General features: G+C 72.8%; 28 protein-coding genes. 16 read left to right on the top strand and 12 right to left on the bottom strand.

Annotated elements, in window-relative coordinates:
- The first annotated feature begins 126 nt into the window (after positions 1 to 126).
- On the top strand, positions 127 to 2,673 hold the full coding sequence (locus ACLJOU_RS06355; RefSeq protein WP_410564033.1) for a CHAT domain-containing protein: 2,547 nt from the start codon (positions 127 to 129) through the stop codon (positions 2,671 to 2,673).
- 267 nt (positions 2,674 to 2,940) lie between these two features.
- Here ACLJOU_RS06355 and ACLJOU_RS06360 read toward each other — a convergent pair whose 3' ends face one another.
- Positions 2,941 to 3,924: a small ribosomal subunit Rsm22 family protein gene (locus ACLJOU_RS06360; RefSeq protein ID WP_410564035.1), complete on the bottom strand. Its 984-nt coding sequence runs from the start codon at positions 3,922 to 3,924 to the stop codon at positions 2,941 to 2,943.
- Positions 3,925 to 4,072: 148 nt separating this feature from the next.
- On the opposite strand from ACLJOU_RS06360, the gene ACLJOU_RS06365 reads away from it, so the two are divergent.
- From ACLJOU_RS06365 to ACLJOU_RS06375, 3 genes are read left to right on the top strand one after another with little or no spacing between them, the layout of a single operon-like run.
- Entirely contained in the window at positions 4,073 to 4,498 is a 426-nt protein-coding gene (locus tag ACLJOU_RS06365) for a YciI family protein (protein WP_410564038.1), read from the top strand.
- Positions 4,498 to 4,848 carry a YciI family protein gene (locus ACLJOU_RS06370; RefSeq protein ID WP_410564040.1) on the top strand — a complete coding sequence of 117 codons (351 nt, stop codon included), beginning with the start codon at positions 4,498 to 4,500 and terminating at the stop codon, positions 4,846 to 4,848. The genes ACLJOU_RS06365 and ACLJOU_RS06370 overlap by 1 nt, the downstream gene beginning before the upstream one ends.
- A 39-nt stretch (positions 4,849 to 4,887) precedes the next feature.
- The gene (locus ACLJOU_RS06375; RefSeq protein ID WP_410564042.1) at positions 4,888 to 6,153 is read left to right on the top strand and encodes an RNA polymerase sigma factor; all 1,266 of its coding nucleotides are present in this window, start codon (positions 4,888 to 4,890) and stop codon (positions 6,151 to 6,153) included.
- Here the strand turns inward: ACLJOU_RS06375 and ACLJOU_RS06380 are convergent.
- The 4 genes from ACLJOU_RS06380 to ACLJOU_RS06395 form a co-directional block, all read right to left on the bottom strand.
- Entirely contained in the window at positions 6,150 to 6,701 is a 552-nt protein-coding gene (locus ACLJOU_RS06380) for an HD domain-containing protein (protein ID WP_410564045.1), read from the bottom strand. The genes ACLJOU_RS06375 and ACLJOU_RS06380 overlap by 4 nt on opposite strands.
- Positions 6,702 to 6,711: 10 nt before the next feature.
- Positions 6,712 to 8,397 carry an L-lactate permease gene (locus ACLJOU_RS06385; RefSeq protein WP_410564048.1) on the bottom strand — a complete coding sequence of 562 codons (1,686 nt, stop codon included), beginning with the start codon at positions 8,395 to 8,397 and terminating at the stop codon, positions 6,712 to 6,714.
- Between the two features lie 23 nt (positions 8,398 to 8,420).
- On the bottom strand, positions 8,421 to 9,203 hold the full coding sequence (locus tag ACLJOU_RS06390) for an IclR family transcriptional regulator (RefSeq protein ID WP_410564050.1): 783 nt from the start codon (positions 9,201 to 9,203) through the stop codon (positions 8,421 to 8,423).
- A gap of 529 nt (positions 9,204 to 9,732) precedes the next feature.
- Positions 9,733 to 10,296 (bottom strand): helix-turn-helix domain-containing protein, encoded by a 564-nt coding sequence (locus ACLJOU_RS06395; RefSeq protein WP_410564052.1) that lies wholly within the window; start codon positions 10,294 to 10,296, stop codon positions 9,733 to 9,735.
- 77 nt (positions 10,297 to 10,373) lie between these two features.
- Between ACLJOU_RS06395 and ACLJOU_RS06400 the strand changes: the two genes are divergently transcribed.
- The 7 genes from ACLJOU_RS06400 to ACLJOU_RS06430 all read left to right on the top strand — a co-directional run bounded on the left by ACLJOU_RS06400 (position 10,374) and on the right by ACLJOU_RS06430 (position 16,975).
- Positions 10,374 to 11,267 (top strand): NADP-dependent oxidoreductase, encoded by an 894-nt coding sequence (locus ACLJOU_RS06400; RefSeq protein WP_410564054.1) that lies wholly within the window; start codon positions 10,374 to 10,376, stop codon positions 11,265 to 11,267.
- A gap of 104 nt (positions 11,268 to 11,371) precedes the next feature.
- Positions 11,372 to 12,565 carry a MurT ligase domain-containing protein gene (locus ACLJOU_RS06405; RefSeq protein ID WP_410564761.1) on the top strand — a complete coding sequence of 398 codons (1,194 nt, stop codon included), beginning with the start codon at positions 11,372 to 11,374 and terminating at the stop codon, positions 12,563 to 12,565.
- A complete protein-coding gene (locus tag ACLJOU_RS06410; protein ID WP_410564056.1) occupies positions 12,558 to 13,280 on the top strand; it encodes a type 1 glutamine amidotransferase in 723 nt (240 codons plus the stop codon). Before ACLJOU_RS06405 ends, ACLJOU_RS06410 begins: the two co-directional genes overlap by 8 nt.
- A 69-nt stretch (positions 13,281 to 13,349) precedes the next feature.
- On the top strand, positions 13,350 to 14,738 hold the full coding sequence (locus tag ACLJOU_RS06415) for a sensor histidine kinase (protein ID WP_410564059.1): 1,389 nt from the start codon (positions 13,350 to 13,352) through the stop codon (positions 14,736 to 14,738).
- A complete protein-coding gene (locus ACLJOU_RS06420; protein WP_354824604.1) occupies positions 14,738 to 15,418 on the top strand; it encodes a response regulator transcription factor in 681 nt (226 codons plus the stop codon). The genes ACLJOU_RS06415 and ACLJOU_RS06420 overlap by 1 nt, the downstream gene beginning before the upstream one ends.
- Positions 15,419 to 15,812: 394 nt before the next feature.
- Positions 15,813 to 16,373, top strand: coding sequence for a GvpL/GvpF family gas vesicle protein (locus ACLJOU_RS06425; protein ID WP_410564061.1), 561 nt, complete (start codon positions 15,813 to 15,815; stop codon positions 16,371 to 16,373).
- 74 nt (positions 16,374 to 16,447) lie between these two features.
- Entirely contained in the window at positions 16,448 to 16,975 is a 528-nt protein-coding gene (locus tag ACLJOU_RS06430) for an NHL repeat-containing protein (protein WP_410564064.1), read from the top strand.
- Here ACLJOU_RS06430 and ACLJOU_RS06435 read toward each other — a convergent pair.
- From ACLJOU_RS06435 to ACLJOU_RS06445, 3 genes are read right to left on the bottom strand one after another with little or no spacing between them, the layout of a single operon-like run.
- Positions 16,972 to 17,373 carry a CoA-binding protein gene (locus tag ACLJOU_RS06435; RefSeq protein WP_410564066.1) on the bottom strand — a complete coding sequence of 134 codons (402 nt, stop codon included), beginning with the start codon at positions 17,371 to 17,373 and terminating at the stop codon, positions 16,972 to 16,974. The two genes, ACLJOU_RS06430 and ACLJOU_RS06435, sit on opposite strands and share 4 nt — an antisense overlap.
- A 23-nt stretch (positions 17,374 to 17,396) precedes the next feature.
- Positions 17,397 to 17,969 (bottom strand): hypothetical protein, encoded by a 573-nt coding sequence (locus ACLJOU_RS06440; protein WP_410564069.1) that lies wholly within the window; start codon positions 17,967 to 17,969, stop codon positions 17,397 to 17,399.
- A gap of 56 nt (positions 17,970 to 18,025) precedes the next feature.
- On the bottom strand, positions 18,026 to 18,529 hold the full coding sequence (locus ACLJOU_RS06445; RefSeq protein WP_410564072.1) for a VOC family protein: 504 nt from the start codon (positions 18,527 to 18,529) through the stop codon (positions 18,026 to 18,028).
- Between the two features lie 139 nt (positions 18,530 to 18,668).
- On the opposite strand from ACLJOU_RS06445, the gene ACLJOU_RS06450 reads away from it, so the two are divergent.
- Together ACLJOU_RS06450 and ACLJOU_RS06455 are read left to right on the top strand one after the other, a co-directional pair.
- Positions 18,669 to 19,475 carry a 2-keto-4-pentenoate hydratase gene (locus tag ACLJOU_RS06450; protein WP_410564074.1) on the top strand — a complete coding sequence of 269 codons (807 nt, stop codon included), beginning with the start codon at positions 18,669 to 18,671 and terminating at the stop codon, positions 19,473 to 19,475.
- Positions 19,472 to 20,227, top strand: coding sequence for a 2-keto-4-pentenoate hydratase (locus ACLJOU_RS06455; protein ID WP_410564076.1), 756 nt, complete (start codon positions 19,472 to 19,474; stop codon positions 20,225 to 20,227). The genes ACLJOU_RS06450 and ACLJOU_RS06455 overlap by 4 nt, the downstream gene beginning before the upstream one ends.
- A gap of 240 nt (positions 20,228 to 20,467) precedes the next feature.
- Here the strand turns inward: ACLJOU_RS06455 and ACLJOU_RS06460 are convergent, their stop codons facing one another.
- A complete protein-coding gene (locus tag ACLJOU_RS06460) occupies positions 20,468 to 22,381 on the bottom strand; it encodes an ABC transporter ATP-binding protein (RefSeq protein WP_410564079.1) in 1,914 nt (637 codons plus the stop codon).
- 41 nt (positions 22,382 to 22,422) lie between these two features.
- A complete protein-coding gene (locus tag ACLJOU_RS06465) occupies positions 22,423 to 22,890 on the bottom strand; it encodes a DUF1579 family protein (RefSeq protein WP_410564082.1) in 468 nt (155 codons plus the stop codon).
- A 49-nt stretch (positions 22,891 to 22,939) separates the two neighbouring features.
- Here ACLJOU_RS06465 and ACLJOU_RS06470 point away from each other — a divergent pair, with 49 nt between their 5' ends.
- Positions 22,940 to 23,386, top strand: coding sequence for a MarR family winged helix-turn-helix transcriptional regulator (locus tag ACLJOU_RS06470; protein WP_410564084.1), 447 nt, complete (start codon positions 22,940 to 22,942; stop codon positions 23,384 to 23,386).
- 1 nt (position 23,387) lies between these two features.
- Here the strand turns inward: ACLJOU_RS06470 and ACLJOU_RS06475 are convergent, their stop codons facing one another.
- Entirely contained in the window at positions 23,388 to 23,843 is a 456-nt protein-coding gene (locus ACLJOU_RS06475; RefSeq protein WP_410564087.1) for a winged helix-turn-helix transcriptional regulator, read from the bottom strand.
- A gap of 90 nt (positions 23,844 to 23,933) precedes the next feature.
- On the opposite strand from ACLJOU_RS06475, the gene ACLJOU_RS06480 reads away from it, so the two are divergent.
- Positions 23,934 to 24,521, top strand: coding sequence for a dihydrofolate reductase family protein (locus ACLJOU_RS06480; protein WP_410564090.1), 588 nt, complete (start codon positions 23,934 to 23,936; stop codon positions 24,519 to 24,521).
- Positions 24,522 to 24,539: 18 nt separating this feature from the next.
- Positions 24,540 to 24,923, top strand: coding sequence for a PPOX class F420-dependent oxidoreductase (locus ACLJOU_RS06485; protein ID WP_410564093.1), 384 nt, complete (start codon positions 24,540 to 24,542; stop codon positions 24,921 to 24,923).
- Between the two features lie 2 nt (positions 24,924 to 24,925).
- Here the strand turns inward: ACLJOU_RS06485 and ACLJOU_RS06490 are convergent, their stop codons facing one another.
- Complete coding sequence (locus ACLJOU_RS06490) at positions 24,926 to 25,495, bottom strand: TetR/AcrR family transcriptional regulator (protein WP_410564095.1); 570 nt, start codon at positions 25,493 to 25,495, stop codon at positions 24,926 to 24,928.
- Positions 25,496 to 25,548 lie beyond the last annotated feature (53 nt).

Below are 25,548 nucleotides of genomic sequence, written 5' to 3' on the forward strand. Positions count from 1 at the left end.
GATGGGAGGGTCGACACGGCGGTGGGGGCGCACCTCGGCGTCGAGCGCGGAACTCGAGAAGCTGCCTGATACCTCCGGCTCGGAGGTACGATCCGGGGCGTCCTTCCCCGGCCGAAAGGGCAGCCCGTGGTCGCGTCGCCGAGGGTCGAAGACCGGGTTCGCGACCTGCACCGGCGGGCGGTCGCGGCGACCAACGACGGCCAGCCGGTCGTCGGCGGGCGGCTGATCCGGTCCGCCGCGCGGCTGCTCGGCCTGCCCGCCACCGAACCACCAGAAGGGTGGCCGGCCTGGCCGGATCTCGCCACCCGCGTGCTCGGCACGTACGCGGCCGTCGAAACCGCGCTCGGCCACAGCGCGCGCGGGCTCGCGCTGCTCGACGAGGCCGACGTGCTCGTGTCGGACGCCGGGCGCGGGATCCTGCGCCAGCAACGCGGTCTCGTGCTCATCCTCATCGGCCGGCTGGACGAGGCACTGGCCTGCTTCGACGAGGCCATCCCGCTGCTGCGGCAGGCCGGTGAGTTCGTCGTGCTCGCCCGGACGCTGCTCAACCGCGCGATGCTGCACCAGTACGCCGGGCGCGTCCGGCTCGCGCTCGCCGACCTCGACCAGTGCGAGCAGATCGGCGCGAGCCGGCCCGAAGAAGAAGGCCTGGCCCGGATCTTCGCCAAAGCCGCGCACGGCCGCGGCCAGGCGCGGGTGCTCACCGGCGACATCCCGGGTGCCCTGCGGGACTTCGACGCGGCGAGCGGCTTCTACGCCGAGCAGAGCGTCGGGATGCTGCCGGTGCTGGCCGTCGACAAGGCGCGGGCGCTGCTGGCCGCCGGGCTGCCCCACGAAGCCGCCGCCGAACTGGACGCGGCGCTCGAGCAGTTCCCGCGGCTGCGGATGAACCAGGAACACGCCGAGGCCGAGCTGACCAGGGCGCTGGCCGCGCTGGCGAGCGGCGACCCGGCCGCCGCGCGTGGCTGGGCGGGCCGGGCCGAACGCCGGTTTCGCCGCCGCGGCAACGAAACCTGGGCGGCGGTCGCGCGGCTGACCGTACTGCGCGCGGACTTCGCGGCCGGGCGGCGGATCTCCCGCGTCGGTGCCGAGGCGACCGCGCTGGCCGGCCGGCTCACCGGCCTCGGCCTGCGCAACGACGCGGAAATCGCCGCGCTGCTGGCCGCGCGGGCCCGGATCGCGCTCGGCGACCTCGACGCCGCCCGCGCCGGGATCGCCCCGCGCGACCGCCGGACCGCACCGCTGGAAAACCGCCTGGTGCGGCGGCTCGCGCTGGCCGAACTCGGGGCCGCGAGCGGGCACCGGCGGGTGACGTTCGCGAACGCGCGGGCCGGCCTGGCGCAGCTGCAGCGGCACCGCAGCCGCTTCGGCAGCGTCGACCTGCAGACCGGGACGACGTCACTGGGCAAGGAACTCGCCACCGCCGGCCTCGCCGCCGCGCTCGCCCAGCGCTCGCCGGGCGTCGTCTTCCGCTGGCTCGACCGCTCGCGCGCGCAGGCGTTCCGGTTCCGGCCGGTGCGCCCGCCCGCGCACCCGGAGACCGTCGACGCCGTCGCCGAGCTGCGGTTCCTCTCGATGCAGATCCGGGCGGGCGAGCTCGCCGGGAAGCCGGACACCCAGGCCGTCAAGCGGTGTGCCGCGCTGGAACGGGAGATCCGCGCCAAGGGCTGGCAGGCCGAGGGCGCCGACGCCGGCCACGCCGAGGCGAAGCTGCGCGAGATCGGCGACGAGCTCGCGGCGACCGGCAGCGCGATGGTGTGCTTCCTCGCCGACCGCGGCGCGCTGTGCGCGCAGGTGATCGCGAACCACCGGGTGGCGCTGGTCGAGCTCGGCCCGGTGGCGGCCGTCGCCGAGCCGGTCGCCCGGCTGCACAGCGACCTGGACGCGTTGTGCGGGCGCCGGCTGCCGCCGCAGCTGGACCAGGTGATCCGCCGCTCGGTGCGGACGCAGGTCACCGCGCTGGACGCGGTCCTGCTGGCCCCGCTGGCCGCCCGGCTCGGCGACCTCGACGTCGTCGTCGTGCCGACGGGTGCGCTTTCGGCGGTCCCGTGGGGGCTGCTGCCGACGTTGCGCGGCCGGCCGGTGACGGTCACGCCGTCGTCGTCGACCTGGTTCGACGCCGGCCGCCGGTCCGGCCGCGCGACCGGCCCGCCGCTGCTCGTCGCGGGCTCCGACCTGACCCACGCGGAGGCGGAGGTCGCCCGGCTCGCGCCGCTGTACCCGGACGCGGAGGTGCTGACCGGCCCGGACGCGACGGTCGCGGCGACGCTCAAGGCGTTCGACGGCTGCCGCCTGGCCCACTTCGCCGCGCACGGCCACCACGAGCAGGAAAACGTGCTGTTCTCCCGGCTCAACCTGGCCGACGGGCCGTTGATGGCCTACGACGTCCAGCAGCTGGCGACGGCGCCGGAGCAGGTGGTGCTGTCCTCGTGCGACGTCGGCCAGACGGTGGTGCGCGCGGGCGACGAGGTCCTGGGCTTCACGGCGGCGCTGCTCTACGGCGGCAGCCGCACGGTGGTCTCGAGCGTGGCCCGCGTCGACGACCGCACCGCGGGCGGCGTGATGCTGGCGTTCCACAAAGCCCTGGCGGTCGGCACGCCGCCGGCGCGGGCTCTCGCGGACGCGGCGCAGGCGGAACCGCTGATGCCGTTCGTCTGCTTCGGCCGCAGCTGACTCCCGTCCCGATCACCCACCGGGCGCGGATGTCAACGGTTCCCCGGCCGATCCGGCCCGACGTCACTCGATCGAGTGAAGCGCGGAGCCGCGCGTCATTCCTGGAGCAGGGTTCCCTCTTCCTCGGTGCGGCGGTAACCGGCCGGCACGCCCCCCGACTGGCCGGTTACCGCTGCGAGTTCCCTACTCACGGTGGCGCGCTCCGGCTTACGTGCCGCTTCGCCCCGGCCGCGGGTTCCGCACCGAGGGCCGCACCTCGCCACCGGCTCAGGCGGAAGACCAGCCGTCGCCCCATTCGGCGTCGCGGGCGGCGCGGTAGCGCGGACCCTGCTTCTTCGAGACGGCAACCGCGGGCTTCAGCCCTTCGGAGGCCGTGCACAGGTCGAGCGCGACCCAGCCCTTGTGCTTCTTCGGGTGCCGGATGATCCGCGCGTCCGGCCGTTCGGGCTCGAGCCGGGACGCGACGACGTATGCGTACTTCTCGTCCTCGAACCCGAGCGTGCCCGCCTTGAGCTTCCGGTGCAGTCCCGAGCGCGGGAGCCGCGCGGCGAAGTGGCACCAGTCCGCACCGGGCGCGATCGGGCACGCGCCGTCGTGCGGGCACGGCGCGACGACGTGCAGGCCGAGCTCGATCAGCTGGGCGCGGGCGGCGCGGATCCGCTCGTAGCCCGCCGGTGTGCCGGGCTCGATCAAGGCGACCGCGCCGGCTTCGGCGGCCAGCCAGCGCACGACGTCGGCCCGGCCGGCCTCCGGGAGCTCGCCGAGCACGTAGGACAGCGTGACGAGGTCCGCCGCGGGGGCGGGCGCGGCGGGGTCGACGAGCCCGCGCCGCCATTCGGCGTCCCGGACCGCGGCTCGCCCGGCGCCCGCGGCGAGCCGCTTGCCGAGCCCGATGGCCCCGGCGACCTGCTCCAGCACGGTGCACTTGGCCAGCGAAGGCCACACGGCCGCGGCCGCCCACACGGCGGCGCCGGTGCCGCCGCCGACGTCGATCTGCGTACGCGGTTCGAAGCCGGGAGCGCGTGACGCGGCTTCGGCGAGCACAGCGTGTACGGCGGCGTACGTCGCCGGCATGCGGTAACCGGCGTAGGCGGCGATGTCGGCTTCGGAGCTGAGGATCGGCGAAGTCGCCGCGTCACCTTGGCGGTAGCGCGCGCTGAGCCGGTCGACGGACTGCGTCAGCCGGGCCACGGGGTGCCGGGCCAGCTCGTCGTCGAGCGCGGAGGAGAGGTCGTCGGGGAGTACCGCCACGGCTCAAGATTCTCCCCTGTCCGGTTTGTCCGCCCGTCCCCCGGGCCCTGAGCTGCTAGCTTTCCCGCGCAAAACTTTTTCGGTGGACGCTGTCGATCCGGCGTCCGGCCGTTCGACGCGTGGGCAACGGCAACGAAGGGAGACCGCAGTGCGGTTCATGGTGATCGTCAAGGCGAACGAGGAGTCCGAGGCGGGCCGGGGCCCCAGCGCCGAGTTGCTGGCCGAGATGGGAAAGTTCAACGAAGAGCTGGTCAAGGCCGGCATCCTGCTCGCCGGCGAGGGGCTCACGCCGAGCTCGCAGGGCGCACGGGTCGTCTTCTCCGGCAGCGAAGAGCCCAAGGTCGTCGACGGCCCGTTCGCCGAGACCAAGGAGCTCGTCGGCGGCTTCTGGATACTGCAGTGCCGCGACCGCGAAGAGTGCATCGAGTGGATCAAGCGGATGCCCAACCCCGACGGCCACGCCGGCGAGGTCGAGATCCGGCGCGTCGCCGAGGCGGCCGACTTCGAGAACATGACGCCCGAGGTCGAAGCGCTCGAAGGCCGGCTGCGCGCGCAGAGCACCGGGAACGCGTGATGCGTTTCCTGGTGATGGTCAAGGCCGCACCCGAGACCGACGCGCCCGGCTTCCAGCCCACCGCCGCGGAACTGGCCGAGATGGCGCAGTTCAACGACCGGCTGTTCAAGGAGGGCCGCATCGAGTACGCCGAGGGCCTGACGTCCAGCGCGGAAGGCGCGCGCATCCTCTTCCAGGGCGAGACAGAGCCGAAGGTCGTCGACGGGCCGTTCGCGGAGACGAAGGAACTGATCGCCGGGTTCTGGGTGCTGAACGGCGAGTCGCTCGAGGACGTCGTGGCGCTGATGAAACAGGCGCCCGGCACCGAGGCGCGGACGGGGGTGCTGGAGATCCGCCCGATCAGCGAGTAGCGGGTTGCACCCCGCCGCCGCACCCTGTCTGATGGCCGGGTGACGGTTGCGGAGGCCCGGAGAACGGTCGAAACGGTCTGGCGGATCGAGTCGCCGCGGCTCATCGCGGGCCTGGCCCGGATGGCCCGTGGTGACGTCGGCCTGGCCGAGGAACTGGCGCAGGACGCGCTGGTCGCGGCGCTGGAGCAGTGGCCGGAGTCCGGCGTGCCCCGCAATCCCGGCGCCTGGCTGATGACCATCGCCAAGCGCCGCGCGATCGACCAGTTCCGCCGCAACGAGCGGTACGCGGAGAAGCTCGAAGAAGTCGGGCGCGACCAGCGGCTCGGCGAGGGCGTCCTGCCCGACTTCGACACCGCGCTCGACGACCACATCGAAGACGACGTCCTGCGCCTGCTGTTCGTCGCCTGCCACCCGGTGCTGAACACCCAGGCCCGGGTCGCGCTGACGCTGCGCATGCTCGGCGGCCTGACCACCGACGAGATCGCGCGGGCCTTCCTGGTCCGCGAATCGACGATCGCCCAGCGGATCGTGCGCGCGAAGAAGGCCCTGACCGCGGCGAAGGTGCCTTTCGAGGTGCCGGAGGGCGAGGAGCGCGTCGCCCGGCTTTCGTCCGTGCTCGAAGTGATCTACCTCGTGTTCAACGAGGGTTACTCGGCCACCCGCGGCGACGACTGGATGCGGCCGGCGCTGTGCGAGGAGGCGATGCGGCTCGGCCGCGTGCTCGCCGGCCTGATGCCGGGTGAGTCGGAGGTCCACGGCCTGGTCGCGCTGATGGAGCTGCAGGCGTCCCGCGCGAAGGCCCGCACCGGCCCGAACGGCGAACCCGTGCTGCTGCTGGACCAGGACCGCTCCCGGTGGGACCGGTTCCTGATCCAGCACGGCCTCGCGGCGCTGGCGTTGTCGGAGGAGATCGCCGAAGGCGCGTACGGCCCGTACTCGGCCCAGGCGGCGATCGCGGCCTGCCACGCGCGCGCCCGGACGGCCGAAGAGACGGACTGGACGCGCATCGCGGCGCTCTACGAAGGCCTCGGCAAGCTCCAGCCGTCCCCGGTGATCGAGCTGAACCGCGGGGTGGCGGTGGCGATGGCGTACGGACCCGAGGCGGGCCTGGCGGTCGTCGACGCCGTCGCCGGGGAGGCGGCGCTGAAGGACTACCACCTGCTGCCCAGCGTCCGGGGCGACCTGCTGGAGAAGCTCGGGCGGCTGCCGGAAGCCGAGCAGGAGTACCGGCGGGCGGCGGAGATGACGGAGAACTCCCGCGAGCGGGAGCTGCTCCTCAACCGCGCGAAGGCCGTCAGCGCCTAACGGCCCCGCCACGCGAGCGGTGACAGCGTCAACGCCGCTTCCGCGACCTTCCGGGCTGTCTCCGTCTTGAGGCCCTTCCGCGCGGACGCGATCCACTCGTCGACCGGCCGGACGCCGATGTCGCGGTACTCCAGGGCCTGCAGCAGCATCTCCAGCTTGTCCGCGTCCTTGGCGCACAGCGCTTCCGCGGATTCCCGGGTCTCGTACTCCTCCACCGCCGCGCGGACGAGCTCGCGCGAGCGCTCCGGCAGCGACGCCGTCTGGTCGGCGGTGATGTCCCGTGGTTCCGGCTTGCGCAGGTATTCGGTGGCGGTCAGCGGCAGGTCGCCGGTGCGCGTCTCCTGCGTGTCGTGCCACAGCGCGAGGAACGCGGCCCGCTCCGGCGACGCGCCTTCCTCCACCGCGATCAGCGCCGCGAGCTGGGCGGCGCGCAGGCTGTGCTCGCCGACCGATTCCGGGTCGCGGACGCCGGCGTGCCACCAGCCGGACCTCCTGATGCGCTTCAGGAGCCCGAGCTCGTAACCGAAGGACGCCAGCGGCTCACTCATGCCGCCCAGCCTAGGGCGACGGGATCATCGCCGTCAGGATCGTCGCCTGGAGGAGCGAAATCACGCCGACGACCGCGGTGAGCAGCAGCGACCACAGGAACGTCTGCCGCAGCAGCGAGCCCTCCCTGCCGCTCTGCCCGATCGCCGTCGCGCCGATCGACAGGTTCTGCGGCGAGATCATCTTGCCCATCACGCCGCCCGAGGTGTTCGTCGCGCCGGCCAGGACCGGGTTGAGGTCCAGCTGCTGGGCCGAGATCACCTGCATCGGGCCGAACAGGCTGTTCGTCGACGCGTCCGAGCCGGTCAGGAACACACCCAGCCAGCCGATGTAGGCCGAGAACAGCGGGAACACCGCGCCGGTCGTCGCCAGGGCCAGGCCCAGGGTCTGCGTCGCGCCCGAGTAGTTCATCACGAACGCGATCGCCAGGATCACGAAGATCGTCGCCAGGGCCCAGCGCATCTGGACCAGCGTCTTCCGGTACGTCGTCAGCAGCAGTTTCGGCCGGGCGCCCATCGCGAACCCGGCGATCACCGCCGCGACGAGGGCGACCGTGCCGGGCGAGAACAGGAAGTCGATGGTCAGCGTCGCCGCGTACGGCGTGTTCTTCGCGGTGATCGGCGGGTGCTGGACGACGTGGTTGTGCAGCCCCGGCCACGCGAAGACCCAGTCCGCCCGGTGCAGCAGCTTGGTCAGGTCGAGCCACGCGGGGAGGTTCTTGAAGATCGTGCCGATCCGCGACAGGAAGATCGCCAGGACCAGGACGATGTAGGGCATCCACGCGTAGAGCGCGCCGCGCTCGCTCCGGGCCGCACCGAGGCTTTTGACAGCGCTTTCTTCGCCGTCGAACCGCCAGACGGCCGCCGGTTGCCAGAACCGCGTCAGGATCCACAGCGCGGCCATCGCCGTCAGTGCGGCGAGGACGTCGACCAGGCTGGCGCTGATGTAGTTGGACGCGGCGAACTGCATGGCCGCGAACGCGAGCCCGGCGGTGAGCACCGCGGGCCACACCTCGAGCATGCGCTGCCAGCCGGCCAGGACGACGACCAGGAACGCCGGGATGATCAGGGCCAGCACCGGGACCTGGCGGCCGACCGCCGCCGAGAACAGCTCGGTCGCCTGGTCCGGCTTGAGGTGCATGATCGGCGCGGTCAGCCGGCCGAGCACGATCAGCGGGTTGCCCAGCCCGCCGAACGCGACCGGCGCGGTGTTCGCCAGCAGCGCCAGCACGACGGCCTTCACCGGCGGGAACCCCAGCGCGGCCAGCATCGCCGCGGTGATCGCGATCGGGGACCCGCCGCCGGCGACGCCTTCCAGCAGCGCGCCGAAGCCGAACGCGATCAGCAGCGCCTGCAGCCGCCGGTCCTCGCTGAACCCGGCGAGGACGCGCTTGATGGCGTCGAAGCGGCCGGTGGCGACGGTGACGTTGTGGAAGTACACGGCGTGGAAGGCGATCCAGGCCACCGACCACACCCCGAACACGACACCCATCGCGGCGGAGTCGAACGCGAGTGCGGCGGGCATGCGGTAGCGCAGCAGGGCGACGCCGAGCGCGGTGACCAGCGCGAGCGCGGCGGAAAGGTGCGCGGAGAAGCGGACCACCCCGAGCGCGACGAGCAGCACGATGATCGGGAGGGCGGCGAGCAGCGCGGAGACCCACAGCCCGCCCGCCGGCTGGTAGTCCTGGATCCAGGTCACGATCGGCTCCTTGTCCGGGTCGGTCAGGCCGGCCGGCTCCGGACGTACCCGAGCCGCAGGGAGAGGGCGGCGGCGGTCCCGGCGACGGAGGCCCCGAGCTCGTCGAGGCGGCGCAGCACGCGCGGCGCGGGCCCGGCGATGCTGATGGCGGCGATCGGCCGTCCCGAGTGGTCCCGCACGGCGGCGGCGACGCACCCGACGTCCGGCTCGTTCTCGACCTCGTCGACGGCCCAGCCGCGGCGGCTGGTCTTCGCGAGCTCGTCGAGCAGCCGGTGCGGATCGCTGATCGTCTTGAGGGTGAGCGGATCGAGCTTCATCCGGCGCACGCGTTCGAGCCGGTCGGCCTCGGGCAGCGCGGCGAGCCAGGCCTTCCCGAGCGAGGTGGCGTGCTGCGGCCGCCGCGTGCCGAGCCGGCACGCGAGGGTGACGGCACTGGCACTGCGTTCGGTGGCGACGTAGACCATGGTGTCGTTGTCCGGCACGGCGAGGTAGGTGGTCTCCCCGGACCGTTCGGCGAGCGAGGCGAGGTACCGCGGAGCGCACCGGTGCAGATCGGTGGCGGCCATGGCCCGCGCGCCGAGTTCGACGAGCCGCGTGCCGAGCCGCACCCGCCCGGTGACCTGGTCGGCTTCGAGGTACTCGAGGTTCTTCAGGGTCCCGACGATCCGGTAGGCGGCGCTGCGGGAAAGCCCCAGTTGCCGCGCGATCGCATTGGTGGAAATCTCCTGGTGCCGCCCGACGTGCTCCAGCACGGCGAGCCCGCGTTCGAGGGTTCCGCTTTGTTCCAGCCCGCGTTCCGGTCCCACGCTGCCCTCCGTTGGACGTTTTCCCGCTCAGCGGCACGCCTTTCCGCTGGCTGGGGTTGGACGGTAACACCTCCGATGTATCTGCGGTAGATCTTGGAATAAGTCGGAACAATGCGGGTGGTTGTGGATGCTAATTGGTTCAACATCCGATGGTTAAGTTTCCTACCTATGGCGGTTGTGCTGGTCTTGACGGGCGCGTTCGACGGGTTCGACGGGCGGTTTTGTTCATGTCCGTGAATGGGTGGGGGGTTATCTACAGGGGGAGCGCAATGTGGACAAACCGGCTCGAGTGCGGGTTCTTCAGCGGTTGTTGTCGGCCCGCGCCGATACGCTGGACCCGGGGGGCGCCCCCGCGGGGAGGGGTGGGTTTCCGGCTCGCGCGGCGCAGTGGGCGGGGCGGGTTTGACCGGGACGGGCTTGCGGGCCCGAACCGCGGTGACCTGTCGCCGCGGGCCCGGGTGCAGCGCTGGCGGCAGGCAGCCAACCGCGGAACCCGCGAGGGGCAAAGAGTGCAAGCCGCTCGGTCCCCTCAGGAAGTGACCGCGGCCCGAACCTCCTCGAGCGCCACCCGTGCCGCCTCGCCGAACTCCCCGGCCTCCCCGGCACTCCACCGCTCATAGGCGATCTTCATCGCCAGCGCCCCCAGCTCCGCCGCGACCCGCGCCGGCAACTCCGCCACCCCTCGCCCGCGCAACGCTTCGACCATCGCCGCCGTCAGCGCCAGGCCCTTCAGTGCCTCACGCTCCCGCAGCTCCGGATGCGCCTCGATCACCGACCGCCGGCGGGCGCTGAACTCCCGCCGCGATGCCGTGAACGCCTCGCGGCCCATTGCCTCCATGGCGCACGCCACCGCCTCGAACGGGCCGGCCGTCGAAGGAGCGGCGGCAACGGCCGCGCCCAGTATCGAGGTGAGCGTGCCGCCTCCGAAGAGCACCTCCCGCTTGTCCTGGAAGTGCCGGAAGAACGTGCTCTTCGTCAACCCCGCGCGCTGGGCGATGTCGATCACCGTCGTGTTCTCGTAGCCCCGCTCCGCGAACAGCTCGAGCGCCGCCCTGCTCAGCCGCTCCGGGGCGTTCGGTTCCCAGCGAGCCATGTCCGCCAGCTTACGGCACCAAGTCCCGTCGGACCGTGTACGGTGATGAGACCAAGTCCCATCGCAAGGAGGTTCCCATGAGCCGAGCCGTCGTCTACGAGAAGTTCGGTGGCCCCGAGGTGCTCGACCTGCGCGAAGTCCCCGAGCCGCACGCCGGCCCCGGTGAGGTGCGCGTGCGCGTCACCGCCGCCGGGCTGAACCCCATGGACTGGGCCCTCGCCGCCCGGCCCGAAGCCGCCGCGCGGTTCGGTGTCACCCTGCCGTCCGGCTTCGGGTACGACTTCGCCGGCGTGGTCGACGAAGGCGGGCCGCGAGCCGCCGCCGGCGATCGGGTCTACGGCGGGGCGCTCGGGCGGGCCGTCGCCGACTTCGTCGTCGTCAAAGCGGAAGACTCGCTCTTCCCCACCCCGGACGGCGTCAGCGACGAAGTCGCGAGCACCCTCCCCGTGGCCGGGGCCTCCGCGGCCGCCGCGCTGGCCGCCGTCGGCCTGCGGGCCGGGGACACCGTCCTGATCGGCGGGGCCGCCGGTGGGGTCGGCATCTTCGCCGTCCAGCTCGCGAGGCTGGCCGGCGCCACCGTCATCGGCACCGCCTCCGAAGCCACCTTCCCGTTCCTGCGCGAGCTCGGCGCCGAGCCCGTCGCCTACGGACCCGGACTGGCCGGCCGGGCCGGCAAACCGACCGCGGCCATCGACCTCTTCGGCACGGAGACCGCGGAGGCCGCGCTCGAACTCGGGGTCCCGCCCGAGCGCATCGCCACGATCGCCGCCGGGCCCAACCCGCCGGGCGGCGTGCGCGCCACCGGGGGCTACGACGCCGAACCCGGGGCCGTCGAGCGGATCGCCGACGCCGTCGCCGCCGGGCGGCTCACCGTGCCCACAGCCGCCGTCTTCCCGGTCGACCGGATCCGCGACGCCGTCGCGCTGCAGGCGGGGCGGCACGTCCACGGCAAGGTCGTCGTGACGCTGTAAGGAACGCACTGGAGAGCGGGGTCACGGACTCAGGAAAATCACAGCGCCCGGCGGGCACCATCCAGCCGGTGTCCGTCCGAAGTCCCCTCCGCACCCGCGCGTCCGTGGCCGCCGGGCGGCTGACCGCCTGGCTGTCACGCAGCTCGGGGCTCGGCCGCGGCGGCATGATCGGTGGCCGCGTCACGCTGGCCCTCGACCCGGCCGCCCTCCGCCGCCTCGGCCGCGAACGCACCGTCGTGCTCGTCACCGGCACCAACGGCAAGACGACGACGTCGCTGATGCTCACCCGCGCGCTGGAAACGCTGGCCGAGGTCGCCGCCAACAGCGACGGCTCGAACATGCCCGACGGCGTCCTCGCCGCGCTGACCGCCCGCCCCGACGCGCCCTACGCGGTGCTCGAGGTCGACGAGACCTACGTGCCGTGGGTGGCCGACCAGGTCCGCCCCGCCGTGCTGGTGCTGCTCAACCTGAGCCGCGACCAGCTGGATCGGGTCGGGGAAGTCCGGGCCATGGAACGCGACCTGCGGGCCGCCATCGCCGGGCTGCCCGGCACGGTGGTCGTCGCGAACTGCGACGACGTCCTGGTGACGTCGGCGGCGAGCGCGGCCGCGAAGCTCGTGTGGGTGAGCACGGGCCGCCGCTGGACCGGCGACTCGACGGCGTGCCCGCGCTGCGACGGCCGCGTCGAAACCCACGACCGGCACTGGAGCTGCGAGTGCGGGCTCGCCCGGCCGGAACCCGGCTGGACGCTCGACGGCGAACTCGTCCGCACCCCCGGCGGCCGCGAGGTCGACCTCGACCTGCGGCTGCCCGGCGAGGTCAACCGGGCGAACGCCGCGCTCGCGCTCGCCGCGGCGCACCGGCTCGGCGTCCCGCCGCACACCGCCGCGGCGCGGCTGCGGACCATCACCGACATCGGCGGCCGCTACCGGACGATCCGCCGGTCGCGGCACTCCGTGCGGCTGATGCTGGCGAAGAACCCGGCCGGCTGGGTGGAGACGCTGCGCGTGCTGGACGAGGACACCCCGGTCGTCGTCGCGGTCAACGCGCAGGAAGCCGACGGCCGGGACCTGTCCTGGCTGTGGGACGTGCACTTCGAGCGGCTCCGCGGGCGTCAGGTGGTCGTCACCGGCGAGCGCGGCGCCGACCTTTCCGTGCGGCTCTGCTACGCCGAAGTCGCGCACTGGGCCGAGCCGGACCCGGTCGCCGCGATCGACGCGCTGCCGCCCGGTGCCGTCGAGCTCGTCGCCAACTACACCGCGTTCCGCGACCTGGTGGGCAGGCTGCCCAGTGGCTGATTCCACCGTCCACATCGGACTTCTGTTGCCGGAGGTGCTCGGCACCTACGGCGACACCGGCAACGCCCAGGTGCTGAGCAAGCGGCTGCACTGGCGCGGGCTCGACGCCGAGGTGGTCCCGGTCGGGCTCGGCGAGCCGGTGCCGTCCACTTTGGACCTGTACCTGCTCGGCGGCGGCGAGGACGGCGCCCAGGCGCTGGCCGCCGCGCACCTGCGCAAGTACCCGGGCCTGCGGCGGGCGGTCGCGGGCGGCGCGGTGGTGTTCGGCGTGTGCGCCGGCCTGCAGGTGCTGGGTACCCGCTTCCGCGGCCTCGACGGCGTCGACCACGACGGGCTCGGCCTGCTCGACCTCACCACCGAACCCGGCGAGCAGCGCGCGGTCGCCGAGCTGGTGGCCACGCCGTCCCGGCTGCTGGACGGGCAGGCCCTGACCGGGTTCGAGAACCACCTCGGCGTCAGCAAGCTCGGCGCCGACAGTGAGCCGCTCGGGCGGGTCGTGCGCGGCACCGGCAACGGCGACGGCACCGAGGGCGCGGTGACCGACCGGGTCGTCGGCACCTACCTGCACGGCCCGGCGCTGGCCCGCAACCCCGCGCTGGCCGACCTGCTGCTGACCTGGACGGTCGGGCACCCCCTGGGGCCGCTGGAGCTGCCCGAGGTCGGACGCCTGCGCGCGGAACGGCTCGCCGTCCCGCGCCGCCGCCGGGGCGCGTGACGGGTGGCCGCGAGCGCCCCGCCGCTGGTCCGCCCGCGCGGGGGGCTCGCTCGTGGTTACGCTGCGTTGGTGAGACTGGGCAGGGTGATCGCCGCGACCGGCGTCCGGATGCGCACCACCGCGGTGGCGGTGTTCGCGCTCGCGCTGGCCATCGCCGCCGCGGGCGTGGTCGTGGTGTTCCTGCTGGAGGAGTCGCTCGACCGCAGTGTCACCGAGAGTGCCCGCAGCACCGGGCGGCAGGTCGCCATCCAGCTCATCCGCGAAGGGGCGCGTGACCTGAGCGCCAGCGACGTCGCCAGCACCGGGGACACCGAAGCCGTCACGCAGGTCCTGGACGCGCGGGGGACGCCGATCGCGAGCGACCCGGCGATCGTCGGGCACCCGCCGCTGACCGCGGCCCGCCCGGCCGTCGGGCTCGAGATCGTCGAAACGCTGCCGCTCGGGCTGAACGGCGACAACGACGACTACCGCGTGGTGTCCCAGGAGGTGAACGGGCCGGGCGGGCCGTTCACCGTGATTTCCGCGCGTTCGCTGGAGCCGGTGACGGAGGCGTCGACGCGGTTGACCCTGCTGCTCGGCCTGATCGCCGTGCCGCTGCTGGCGATCGCCGGGCTCGCCGTGTACCGCGCGGTCGGCTCGGCGCTGCGGCCGGTGGAACGGATGCGCCGGACCGTCGCGGAGATCTCGACGCGCGACCTCGCCGCGCGCGTGCCCCTGCCGCCGGGCGGCGACGAGGTGCACCGCCTGGCCGTGACGCTCAACGAAATGCTGTCCCGGCTCGCGTCGGCCCAGGCCGCGCAACGCCGGTTCGTCGCCGACGCCAGCCACGAACTGCGCTCGCCGCTGTCGACGATCAGCACTGCACTCGACGTCTCCGGGCGGCACCCGGAGAGCACCGGGGACCTGGTGCCGGTGATCGCCCGGGAGACCGCGCGGCTGCGGGAGCTCGTCGACGACCTGCTCATGCTGGCCCGCACCGACGACGCGACCGACCGGCCGCAGCGCACCGAAGTCGACCTCGACGACATCGTCCGCGCCGAGGCCGAGCGGCTCCGCGGCGAAAGCACGGTCGACGTCGAGGTCCGGGCCGGGCCGGCGAAGGTGCACGGCAGCGAGGCCCAGCTGCGCCGGGCGGTGCGGAACCTGGTCGACAACGCGCGCGGGCACGCGCGCTCGCGGATCCGCGTCAGCAGCGCGGTGCGCGGCGACCTCGCCGTCGTCGAGGTGAGCGACGACGGCCCCGGCGTCGGGGAAGCGGACCGGGAACGGATCTTCGAGCGGTTCGTCCGGCTCGACGCGTCACGGCAGCGCGGGCACGGCGGGACCGGCCTTGGCCTGCCGATCGTGGCCGGCATCGCGGCGCGTCACGGCGGCCGGGCGCGCTACGCCGAGTCCGACGAGCCGGGCGCGCGGTTCGTGATCGAGCTGCCGGTGATCGACCTGCCGAAGGAGGAGTAGTGCGCCTGCTGATCGTGGAGGACGAACGCGAGTTCGCGGAGACGCTGCGGCGGGGGCTGGTCGCGGAGGGGTTCACCGCCGACGTCGCGCACACCGGTCGCGAGGGTCTCTGGCGGGCGACCGAGCACGCCTACGACGTCGTGGTGCTCGACATCATGCTGCCCGAGCTGTCCGGCTACGAGGTGCTCAAACGCCTGCGGGCGGCCGAAAACTGGACGCCGGTGCTGATGCTGACGGCGAAGGACGGCGAATACGACGAAGCCGACGCGTTCGACCTCGGCGCCGACGACTACCTGTCCAAGCCGTTTTCCTTCGTCGTGCTCATCGCCCGGCTGCGGGCGTTGCTGCGGCGCGGCGCCCCGGCCCGGCCGGCCGTGCTGGAGGCGGGCGACCTGCGGCTCGACCCCTCCGCCCGGACCGTCCACAGGGGACAAAAGCGGATCGAGCTCACCGCGCGGGAGTTCGGGTTGCTGGAGTTCCTGCTGCGGCGGGCGGGCACGGCGCTGTCGAAGAACGAGATCCTGAGCCACGTCTGGGACGCGCACTACGACGGAGACGAGAACGTCGTCGAGGTGTACATCGGCTACTTGCGCCGCAAGATCGATGCGCCGTTCGGCACGCACACCATCGAGACGGTCCGCGGAGTGGGCTACCGGCTCGTGGACGTTACTCGATCGTAATCGAACAGGCGTTTCCGGGAATTGGTTCCGCCGGCCGTCCGCGAGTTGCGCCATTTGCTCCCGCCGGTTGGCGCGGACCGCCCAATCGTTCCGGCGAACCGGTGAAAAAAGCCGTGATCCGGCGCTCATACGTGCGATTGTCCCGGTTGCTACGGTGAGCATCCACCGGCGAGGAAAGCGATGACGGAATCGCCGACCCTGCTCCGCGCCGGAAACACGTGAATCGCAAGTCCGGCGAGAAATCCGTTTCCCGCCACGGAGCACCACCGGTTCCGGAAAGGAAGGTCGACACATTGGCTGTTTCGCCCGGTTCTTCGGCGGACATTGCGGCGGGTGTGCCGGCCAGGGTGGTGGACGACCGGATGCGCGGCGGCGGCGACCCGGACGGCCGGCCGTGACGCTGCAGCTCTACGGCGTCGTGCGGGCCGGGCACCCGCGGGCGCCGCGGACGGTGTGCTGGGAGGACCTCGCGATGGTCGTCGGCGAGCCCGAGCCCGATCCGGCGGCGCACCTGGCCGTGGTGTCCGCGCTCGTCGAAGGCGGCCCGGTGCTGCCGGCCCGGTTCGGCACCGTGGCCGCGGACGAAGACGCCGTCCGCACCGAAGTGCTCGCTCCGGCCGCCGCCACCTACCGCGCCGACCTCGACCGGCTCGACGGACTGGCCGAGGTGCACGTCTGCCTCCGGTTCACCGAACCGGGGTCGGCGTGGCGGGCGGCCCGCTCGGACGTCCTGCTCGCGCGGGTCGCCGAACGGGCCCGCGATTCCGTGGCGCTGCCCGCGGGGGAGAGCGCCGACGAGCGGTGGGCGTTCCTGGTCGGACTGGGCGACCTGCTCGTCGTGCGGGACACCGTGGCCGGGCTCGGCCGTGACGACGGCGTGCAGGCCGACTGGCTCGGGCCGCTGCCGGCGTACAGCTTCCTCGACCGGCGGACGTGCTCGCGGTGGAGCTGGTGAGCGGGGGCGGAACAGTCGCTGAACACTCGTCCCGGCGCTGGCCACCATGGCTCGCGGCCGGTGATCCTGGTGCCGTGACCAGCAGTGAAGTCGCCGCGCTCCCGCGTGCGTTCGGCGGGCCCGGCGCCGGGCCGGGGCAGTTCCGCGCGCCGTCGGGGATCGCCGTCGACCCGCGCGGCCGCGTGTGGGTGGCCGACACCGGCAACGACCGGGTCCAGGCGTTCGCCCGCGACGGCGCGCTCGTGCGTGTCCTGGCCGGGCGGCTCAAGGCGCCGGAAGGCGTGGCGATCGACGCGGGCGGCAACGTCTACGTCGCCGACACCGGGAACCGCCGGGTGGTCCAGTTTTCGTGGTGGGGCGGGTTCGTGCGCGAGTACGGCGGCCTGGCCCGGCCCCGCGCGGTCGCGCTCGACCACGCCGGGCGGCTGCTGGTGGACGACACCGGGCGCGTGGCCCGCTTCGACACCCGCACGGGCGCCGCGTTGTCCGACACGGCCGAGCCGATCGGCTCACCGCGGGACATGGCCGACGACGGCACGGGCGGTGTCTGGGTCGCCGAAACCGGCAACCACCGCATCGTCCACTTCGGAGCGGCCGGCTAGCTCTTCGAGATCGAGGCGGTCGCCCGGACGACGGCGGTGCACCGGTTTTCGACGTAGGCGAGGCCGCCTTCTTCGGCGATGCGGCGCGCTTCGGCGGAGACGATGCCCTGCTGCAGCCACAGCGCCTTGGCGCCGATCTCGACGGCGTCCCGCGCGATGCCCGCAGCTTCGGGCGACGGCCGGAAGACGTCGACGAGGTCCACGGGCTCGGGGATGTCCTTCAGCGACCGGTACACCTTCTCGCCGAGCAGCTCGGTCGCGGTCGGGTGCACCGGGATGATCCGGAAGCCGTGCGCCTGCAGGACCGCCGGGACGCCGTGCGCGGCCTTGGCCGGATCGCGGCTCAGCCCGACGACGGCGATGGTGTTCGCACCGGCGAGGATTTCTTCTGCGTTCATACCGGGGGAACGCGCGATCGGCGTCAAAGCTTCCAGACCCGCAGGCCGCGGACCCGGTAGACCGGCCACACGACGTGCCACGGCTTGCGGCGGGCGAAGGTCGCGGCGCAGGTCAGGATGTTGCGGGCGGACGTCGTGGCGACTTCGTGGCGGTCGGCCCAGGTCGCGCCCCTGGCGCCGACGGCGATCCGGAACACGGTCAGCAGGCCGCGGCCCTGCAGGTCGTACTTCGCGCCGGTGTCCCCGGAGCCGGGGGCCAGCTCCGCGATCTCGGCGCCGAACGCGCGGGCCGCCTGCGGTGCGATTTCGGCCGGCACCGCGCCGACGCTGCGGGTGATCGCCTTGCCGTGCATGCGCCGCGCGTAGCGGAACAGCAGCGTGCGCTCCCACCACGGCAGCAGGCGGTGGTGGGCCAGCAGGGCGGCGCATTCGCCGTGCCCGATGGCGAAGATGCTGGTCAGCTCGTCGTAGGCGCCGTTCGTGCCGGGCTCGTTCAGGTGCAGCCGCACCTCGAAGCGGGTGCGCGCGGTGAGTTCGTCGAGCTGCTCACGGCGATCGAGCCGCGCCTTCGCGCGGGAGAGCGACCAATCGGACATCGGGCCTCCAGACGTCGCGCACAGGGTATGCGGCGCGCGACGCCCGGACCACGCTTTCAGCCGATCTTCTCGCCGTACATCTCGCCGAGCGGGTCGGAGATCAGCTCGACGCGGGCTCCGTCCGGGTCGGACAGGTAGATGGACGTCTGGCTCTCCAGCAGGTACTGGACGCCGGCTTCGTCGAGCTTGTCCTTGATGGCGGCCCAGCGTTCCGGCTCGACCGACAGGGCCAGGTGGTGCAGTCCACCGAGGACTTCCGCGTACGGGCCGAGGTCCAGACCGGGCAGGTCGAAGAAGGCGACCGCGTTGCCGTTGCCGACGTCGAAGAAGAAGTGGCTGGAGCCGGGGTAGTCGCGGTTCTCGATCAGCTCGGTGAGCGGGAAGCCGAGGATGTCCTGGTAGAACTCGATGGTCCGCTCGACGTCGCTGGAGATCAGCGCGGTGTGGTGGATGCCGCGGCCGTTCGTCGCCGGGCGGTCGGCGGCCGGGCGCAGGTGGCGCTCGCGCAGTGCGTCGCGGGCTTCGGCGAGCTGGGTGACCTCGGCCTCGGTCGGTGCCATGTCCCTCACGTCCCTTCCTGGTGGTGTTCTTCACGGTACGCCGGATATATCTCGCACGCAAGATGTTGTCTGGCGAGAGTTCCGCTGAGCGGAACGTGGTCGCTTGTGCGGGTTCGCCGCGCACGGCAGAGTCGCGAGGGTGGATGTCAGCGAGGTGCAGGAGGCCGCATCGGCGCTGGCGCGGGCTTACGCCACGCGCGAGCCGATCGAGCCGCTGATCGAGGCGTACGCGGGCGCGGGCGTCGAGGACGCGTACCGGATCCAGCAGGAGCAGGTGCGGCAGTGGGTCGACGGCGGTGACGCCGTCCGCGGGCACAAGGTCGGCCTCGCGTCGGCGGCGATGCAGCGGCAGATGGGCGTCGACCAGCCCGACTACGGGCACCTCACCGGCAGCATGTTCCACCTGGAGCACCAGCCGATCCCGACGTCGGCGTTCCTGCAGCCGCGGATCGAGCCGGAGATCGCGTTCGTGCTCGGCTCGGCCCTGCGCGGCCCGGGCGTGACGGTCGCCGACGCCGTCCGGGCGGTCGACTTCGTGCTGCCGTCGCTGGAGATCGTCGACTCCCGCATCCGGGACTGGCGGATCTCGCTGTTCGACACGATCGCGGACAACGCGTCCTCGGGCGGGGTGGTGCTGGGGAGCAGCCCGACGTCGCTTTCCGCGGCCGACCTGCGGCTGGCGGGCTGCGTGCTGTACCGGAACGGCGAGGTGGCGGCGACGGGCGCGGGCGGCGCGGTGCTGGGTTCGCCGGTGAACTCGCTGGTGTGGCTGGCGAACACGGTCGGGCCGCTGGGCGTCACCCTCGAGCCGGGGCACGTCGTGCTGCCGGGCTCGATGACCCGGGCGATCCCGGTGTCGCCGGGCGACACGATCGTCACCACCATCGCCGGCGTCGGCAGTGTCACCGCGGTCTTCGCTCCGGCTCCGTCCTCGGAGGACGCATGAACGTGCGAGAAGCAGCTGCTTCGTTGTTGGCAACGGTTTCGGAGCGCGCGCCGCTCTCGGCCGACTGGCCGGACCTGGACGTCGACACGGCGTACGCGATCCAGGACGAGGCACTGCGGCAGCGCCGGGCCCGCGGCGAGACGTTGATCGGGGTGAAGCTGGGGCTGACGTCCCGGGCGAAGCAGCAGCGGATGGGCATCGACGCACCGCTGCTGGCCTGGCTGACGGACGCGATGGTGCTGCCGGCGGGTGTCCCCGTGCCGTCGCTGATCCACCCGCGCGCGGAGCCGGAACTCGTGTTCGTGCTGGGCCGCCGTCTCGCGGGCCCGGGCGTGACGGCGGCGACGGCGCTGGCCGCGGTCGACCGCGTGTACGGCGGCATCGAGGTGATCGACAGCCGGTACGCGGACTACCGGTTCACGCTCCCGGACGCGGTGGCGGACAACGGCTCGTCGGCGTACTTCAGCGTGGGCCCGGTGGGGCTGCCGCCTGCCGCGCTGGACCTGTCCCTGGAGGCGGCGCTGCTGGAGGTCGACGGCCAGATAGTGGACACGGCAACGGGCGCGGCGGTTCTGGGCCACCCGGCGGAGGCCCTGGCTCTGGCCGCGAACACCCTGGCGGCGCGAGGCCTGGCCCTGGAGGAGGGCTGGCTGGTCCTGACGGGCGGGATGACGGACGCGGTCCCCCTCCACCCGGCTTCCCGAGTCGCGGCCCACTTCTCCCACCTGGGCTCCCTGACGCTCGCCACCTGACCCGTGTCGTCCCCCCAATCACGAGTGATGCCTCTTCAATCACGAGTGATGCACGCTCAATCACGCGAGTGACGCGGACCGGAGCGGCGAACTCGCGTACCCGCAGGGCCGGAGCGCGTAGCTGGAGGGTGGGATCGCGTAGGTGGAGGGTGGGATCGCGTAGGTGGAGGGTGGGATCGCGTAGTTGGAGGTCGATCGCGTAGCTGGAGGGTCGGATCGCGTAACTGGAGGGTCGGGCGGTCATGGGGGGTCCGTGCGGTAGGCGCGGGCCTGGATTTCGTACAGCTCGTGGTAGACCCCGCCCGCGCGGATGAGGTCGTCGTGGGTGCCTTGCTCGATCAGCCTTCCCTTCTCCAGCACCAGGATCCGGTCGGCCGAGCGGATGTTGGCCAGCCGGTGGGTCACCAGGACCGTCGTGCGGCGGCCGCGGCCCGAGCGGCTCGCGTGCTGGAGGCCGGCGAACACGCGGGCCTCCGCGCGGGCGTCGAGCGCCGCCGTCGGTTCGTCGGCCACCAGGACCGAGGCGTCGCGGTAGATGCCGCGGGCGATGCCCATGCGCTGCCACTGGCCACCGGACAGGTCGTGGCCCTCGTCGAACTTCTTCGACAACACCGTGTTCTCGCGCGCGGGCAGGGAAGCGATCACCTCGTCCGCGCCCGAGCAATCGACCGCTTCGCGCCACGCCCGCCGATCCGGGTCCGGGCGGCCGAGGCGCCCGACCGTGATGTTGTTCGCCGCCGTCATCGGCCACTCCGCCGGCTCCTGCGCGATCACCGCGATGTTCGCGTGCACCGACGCCGGGTCGGCGCGCGCGAGGTCGACGTCGTCCCAGCGGACCGTGCCCTCGTCCGGCGGGTACAGCCCGGTGAGCAGCTTGCCGAGGGTGGTCTTGCCCGAGCCGTTTTCGCCGACGAGCGCGACCACTTCGCCGCGCCGGATCGTCACCGAGACGTCCCGCAGCGCCGGGCTCTCCCGGCCGGGGTAGGTGAACGTGACGCCCTCCAGCCGGATCTCGGCCGGGTCGGCGGGCGCCGTCACCGACGTCGGCGGTGGTCGCCGCTTGCGCGACTCGGCGAGCAGCTCGTTGTAGAACCCGATGTAGAAAGAGTCTTCGTACAGCGAGTTGACCGCGCGCATGGTGTTCGACAGCGCTGTCGACGCCGTGCGCATCGCGAGCACCGCCGTGCCGGCCAGCGCCAGCTCCATGCCGCCGGTGTAGAGCAGCCAGCCGAGCACGAGGTACGCGACGGCCGTGCCGAAACCCGCGGCCGCCCGCCCGCTGGTGCGCACCAGGTTGCTCCGGTGCGCCAGCCGGATCTCCTCGCGCGTGAGGCTGCGCGAGATCCGCCGGTACTCGCCGAGCAGCGGCTCCTGCAACGTCAGGGCGTGCCGCTCGAGGGCCATCGAACGCCAGGTGGCGACCTCCTCGACGACCGACTTGCGGATGTTGCGCCCGACGGTGTCCAGGAAGTGCCGGTAGTTCAGCTTCGCGACGCGCGCGGCCGCCCAGCCGTCGGCCGCCGCGGCGAGCAGCAGCACCGGGGCCAGCCACGGGTTCAGCAGCCCGGCCGTGAGCATCGCTGCCGCCAGCGAGATCACCGACGACGTCAGGTCGGCCAGCCGCCGCAGGCTTGTTTCGATGGCCCGCACCCCGAACCGCGCGCCCTGCCGCGCCAGCTCGCGGAAGTCCGCGTCCTCGAACGCGATCAGCGCGACGCGCACGACCGCGCCCGTCACGGCGTCGTCCGCCGCGGCGGTGACCCGTGGCCGCAGTGCTCCTTCGACGGCGGCGACGGCCGCGTCCAGCAGTGCCCGTGCCGCGTAGGACCCGGTGACGACCGCGATCGCCGGCAGTGACTGCAGCACCCGCTCCGGCGTCGGGCCCTGCTCGAGCAGCGCGGTGAAGACGTTCGCGGTGGCGAGCAGCCCGAACGCCGTGACGCAGCCGGAGACGACGTGCACGACGGCGGCCAGCAGCGTCAGCCGCCGCGACGTCCGCCACGCCAGCCGCAGCACGACCGAGATCGCGGTGGGCAGCGCGCGGACGGCTTGGCCGAAGCCCGCCGCGGCCACGCGTTCGTCGACGCGGGCCCACTCGGGCATCTTGACGTTCTCGACCCCGATCAGCGGGGGCGGGCCGGCGGTTCTGGTCACGCCTCCATCTGTACTCCGGGGGTCCGACAGTTTCTGGTCCGCTACTGGCCCTTCCGGGTGTACCGCGCGCGCAAAAACGGGCTGTACTCCAAGTTTTCACCCATCCGGACGTCGATTTCGTGCGTCAGCGTTCCGCCGTCCGGGGTGAGCCGGTGCCGGGCCACGCCGCGCGCCGTCTTCTTTTCCAGCGTCAGCGTCGCGCCGGTCCAGGTGCCGCGCGCGGCCGACTCGGGCGGGAAACCGTAGCTGTCGAAGCCGTACCAAAGCGTCTCGCCGGTGACCGGATCGGCGGTGAAGACGTTGTGCCCGAGGAACTCGGACCCGTCGTCGCGGCGCTGCCGGTAGTGCTGGACCACGGCGAACCCGTTGAGCGCCAAGCGGTATTCGCAGTCCGCGTGCGCGGTCGAGGCCGGCGCCCACGGCGAGGCGGCGAGTTCTTCGGTGCCGGTCCAGTCGCCGACGAACGCCTTCAGCGCTTCGTGCGCGGGACCGAGGCGGGGCATGTCCATGGTCGTCTCCATTTCGACAGGTGCCTGTCGATGTGCGAGACTAGCACGCATGCGGTCGCCCCGAGCCGAAACGTTCACCCGCGTGATCGACGCCGTCTTCGCGTGCAACGGCGGGTTCCTCGCCGTGGGGGACGCGCTCACCGAGCCGGTCGGGCTGACGGCGGCGCAGTGGCAGGTCCTCGGCTTCCTCGAGGACGGCCCGGCCACCGCCGCGGAGGTGGCCCGCCGCCGCGGGCTGCGCCGGCAGAGCGTGCAGGAGACGGTGAACCGCCTGCTGCGCAACGGAATGCTCGACCGGCGGCCGAACCCGGCCGACGCGCGGGCGCCGTTGCTGTCGTTGACGCGGCGGGCGCGCGCGGCGATGCGGGCCTTGGGGGAGGCTCAGGTCGAGTGGGCGGAAGAGATGGCGGCCGAGGTTTCGCCGGCGGATCTGGAGACGACGTTGCGCACGCTGCAGCGGTTGCGTGAAGTCGTGACCCGGCCGCCGCTTCGGTAGCTCAGCGGGACGCGCCCGGCCCGGCCAGCAAGTCGACGTCGTTGGCGTGCATCGGCTCGCCGCAGTGGGCGCAGCGCAGGTCGACGCTGCTGATTTCGCCGCACGCGTGGTGGCGGTAGAGCACCGGCGGGCCTGCCGGGCCCGCCAGCCACTTGTCGCCCCACCGGGTCATCGCCATCAGCATGTCGACCAGTTCGGTGCCCTTTTCGGTCAGGACGTATTCGTGGCGCGGCCGCCGGTCGTACGGCCGTCGCTCGAGGACGCCCGCCTCGACCAGGTGGTTCAGCCGTTCGGTGAGCACCTTGCGCGAGATGCCGAGGTCCGCCTGGAGCTGCTCGAACCGGCTGATGCCCGCCCAGACGTCCCGCAGGATCAGCGGTGACCACGGTTCGCCGATGACGTCGAGCGTGCGCGCGATCGAGCACGCGGCCAGCTCGCTGAAGTTGGTGCGCTGCATGAGCCGAGGTTAGCACTTGGGGTTCCCTCAGGGAACTCAACCTGCTACGGTTCTGGAGTCTCCTGAAGGAACCCAGAAGGGAACGTCCCGATGAGCAAGGTGTTCAGCGCCCACGCCGTGTCGGTCGACGGCTACATCACCGGTCGCGGCGCCCGTCCGGGCCACGGCCTCGGCGACGGCGGAATGCTCTTCGACTGGTACACCGACGGGGACACCCGCAGCGAGGTCTTCGACTCCTTCACCCTCAGCGAGCCGAGCGCCCGCGTTTTCGACGCCTTGGCGGGCCGGGTGGGCGCGGTCGTGGCGGGCCGCAACACCTACGAGGATTCGGCGCACTTCGGCGGGGGCAGCCCGCACCCGGGCGCACCGCTGTTCCTGGTCAGCACCCGGCCGGCGCCGGAGCTGACCGAGCGGCAGACGCTCGTCGGCAACGTCGAGGACGCGATCGCGGCGGCCCGCGAGGCGGCCGGCGGCAAGGACGTCGGTCTCATGGGCGGCGGCGTCCTGGCTTCGGCGCTGCAGGCCGGCCTGGTCGACGAGGTCGTGCTCCACCAGGTCCCGGTCCTGCTCGGCGGCGGCCGGTCCTTCTTCCGGGAACTGCCCTCGCAGGTGCGGCTCCGCCTCGTCGAGGCCGTCGCCGCGCCCGGCGTCACCCACCTCCACTACGCAGTCGCCTGACCCCAAGAGAGGATCACCATGCTTGAAACCGACGTCCGCCGCATCCTCGCCACCACCGCGATCGGCCACCTCGCGACCGTCCTGCCCGACGGCGCGCCCCACGTCGTCCCGGTCTGGGTCGACCCGGAGGGCGACCGCATCGCCATCCTGACCGGGCCGGGCTCGCAGAAGGCCCGCAACCTGCGGCGCGACCCGAGGGTGGCGCTTTCGCTGACGCCGCCGGACAACCCGTTCGAGCCGGTGGTCATCCGCGGGCGCGTGACCGAGTGGGTCGAGGGCGACGCCGCCTGGGCGATCGTGGACCGGATCGCGACCAAGTACATCGGGGGGCCGTACTCGCGGGAGCAGGAGCGGGTGGTCGCGCTGATCGAGGTGGACCGGCAGAGCGTGGGGATGGGCTGACGTCAGTCCGGCTTCACCCCCAGCAGGGTCAGGAACATCCGGAACCCGGCGGACATGTCGACTTCCTCCGGGTCGAGCAGCCACTGCAGCTGCAGGCCGTCCAGGATGGCGATCGCCAAGGGAGCCAGCTGTTCCGGCGTCGTTCCCGGGGGCAGCTCGTCGCGGTGGCGCTCCAGCATCTGCGTCATGCCCGCCCGGACGCGGGCGTACCGGTCCTGGAAGTACTTGCGCGCCGGGTGGTCCTCCGTGACGCTGTCCGCCGACAGCACCGTGTACGTCTGGACGATGCCCGGCCGCGTTGCGTTGTAGTCGACCAGGTCCGCCAGCTGGTTCACCGTCATCGCCGAGCGGTCGTGGCCGAAGTGCAGCAGGTCCCACTCGTCGCGGGTCTCCAGCACCGCTGTCAGCAGGTCCTCCTTGGTCGGGAAGTAGTGCATCAGCCCCTGCTGGGTCAGCCCCACGCGCTCGGCGACCGCGGCCAGTGACGTGCCGCGGTAACCCCGCTCGGCGATCACCTCGAACGCCGCTCGGACGATGCTGGCTCGGCGGTCGGCGCCCCTGGCCCGGGTCATGAGCCCGAGCCTACGGGAGAAAGTGTCACGGAATTATAACGTTCACTACTCTT

It is taken from the genome of Amycolatopsis sp. cmx-4-61, from assembly GCF_046548775.1.
In the GTDB taxonomy this organism is placed as follows: Bacteria; Actinomycetota; Actinomycetes; order Mycobacteriales; family Pseudonocardiaceae; genus Amycolatopsis.

Coding starts and splice junctions, on each gene's coding strand:
- ACLJOU_RS06465 (WP_410564082.1), bottom strand. CDS start 22,890: ATGGACATGCCCCGCCTCGGTCCCGCGCACGAAGCGCTGAAGGCGTTC.
- ACLJOU_RS06485 (WP_410564093.1), top strand. CDS start 24,540: ATGCTTGAAACCGACGTCCGCCGCATCCTCGCCACCACCGCGATCGGC.
- ACLJOU_RS06470 (WP_410564084.1), top strand. CDS start 22,940: ATGCGGTCGCCCCGAGCCGAAACGTTCACCCGCGTGATCGACGCCGTC.
- ACLJOU_RS06395 (WP_410564052.1), bottom strand. CDS start 10,296: ATGGCTCGCTGGGAACCGAACGCCCCGGAGCGGCTGAGCAGGGCGGCG.
- ACLJOU_RS06475 (WP_410564087.1), bottom strand. CDS start 23,843: ATGCAGCGCACCAACTTCAGCGAGCTGGCCGCGTGCTCGATCGCGCGC.
- ACLJOU_RS06435 (WP_410564066.1), bottom strand. CDS start 17,373: ATGAACGCAGAAGAAATCCTCGCCGGTGCGAACACCATCGCCGTCGTC.
- ACLJOU_RS06380 (WP_410564045.1), bottom strand. CDS start 6,701: ATGAGTGAGCCGCTGGCGTCCTTCGGTTACGAGCTCGGGCTCCTGAAG.
- ACLJOU_RS06440 (WP_410564069.1), bottom strand. CDS start 17,969: ATGTCCGATTGGTCGCTCTCCCGCGCGAAGGCGCGGCTCGATCGCCGT.
- ACLJOU_RS06445 (WP_410564072.1), bottom strand. CDS start 18,529: ATGGCACCGACCGAGGCCGAGGTCACCCAGCTCGCCGAAGCCCGCGAC.
- ACLJOU_RS06490 (WP_410564095.1), bottom strand. CDS start 25,495: ATGACCCGGGCCAGGGGCGCCGACCGCCGAGCCAGCATCGTCCGAGCG.
- ACLJOU_RS06455 (WP_410564076.1), top strand. CDS start 19,472: ATGAACGTGCGAGAAGCAGCTGCTTCGTTGTTGGCAACGGTTTCGGAG.
- ACLJOU_RS06480 (WP_410564090.1), top strand. CDS start 23,934: ATGAGCAAGGTGTTCAGCGCCCACGCCGTGTCGGTCGACGGCTACATC.
- ACLJOU_RS06400 (WP_410564054.1), top strand. CDS start 10,374: ATGAGCCGAGCCGTCGTCTACGAGAAGTTCGGTGGCCCCGAGGTGCTC.
- ACLJOU_RS06370 (WP_410564040.1), top strand. CDS start 4,498: ATGCGTTTCCTGGTGATGGTCAAGGCCGCACCCGAGACCGACGCGCCC.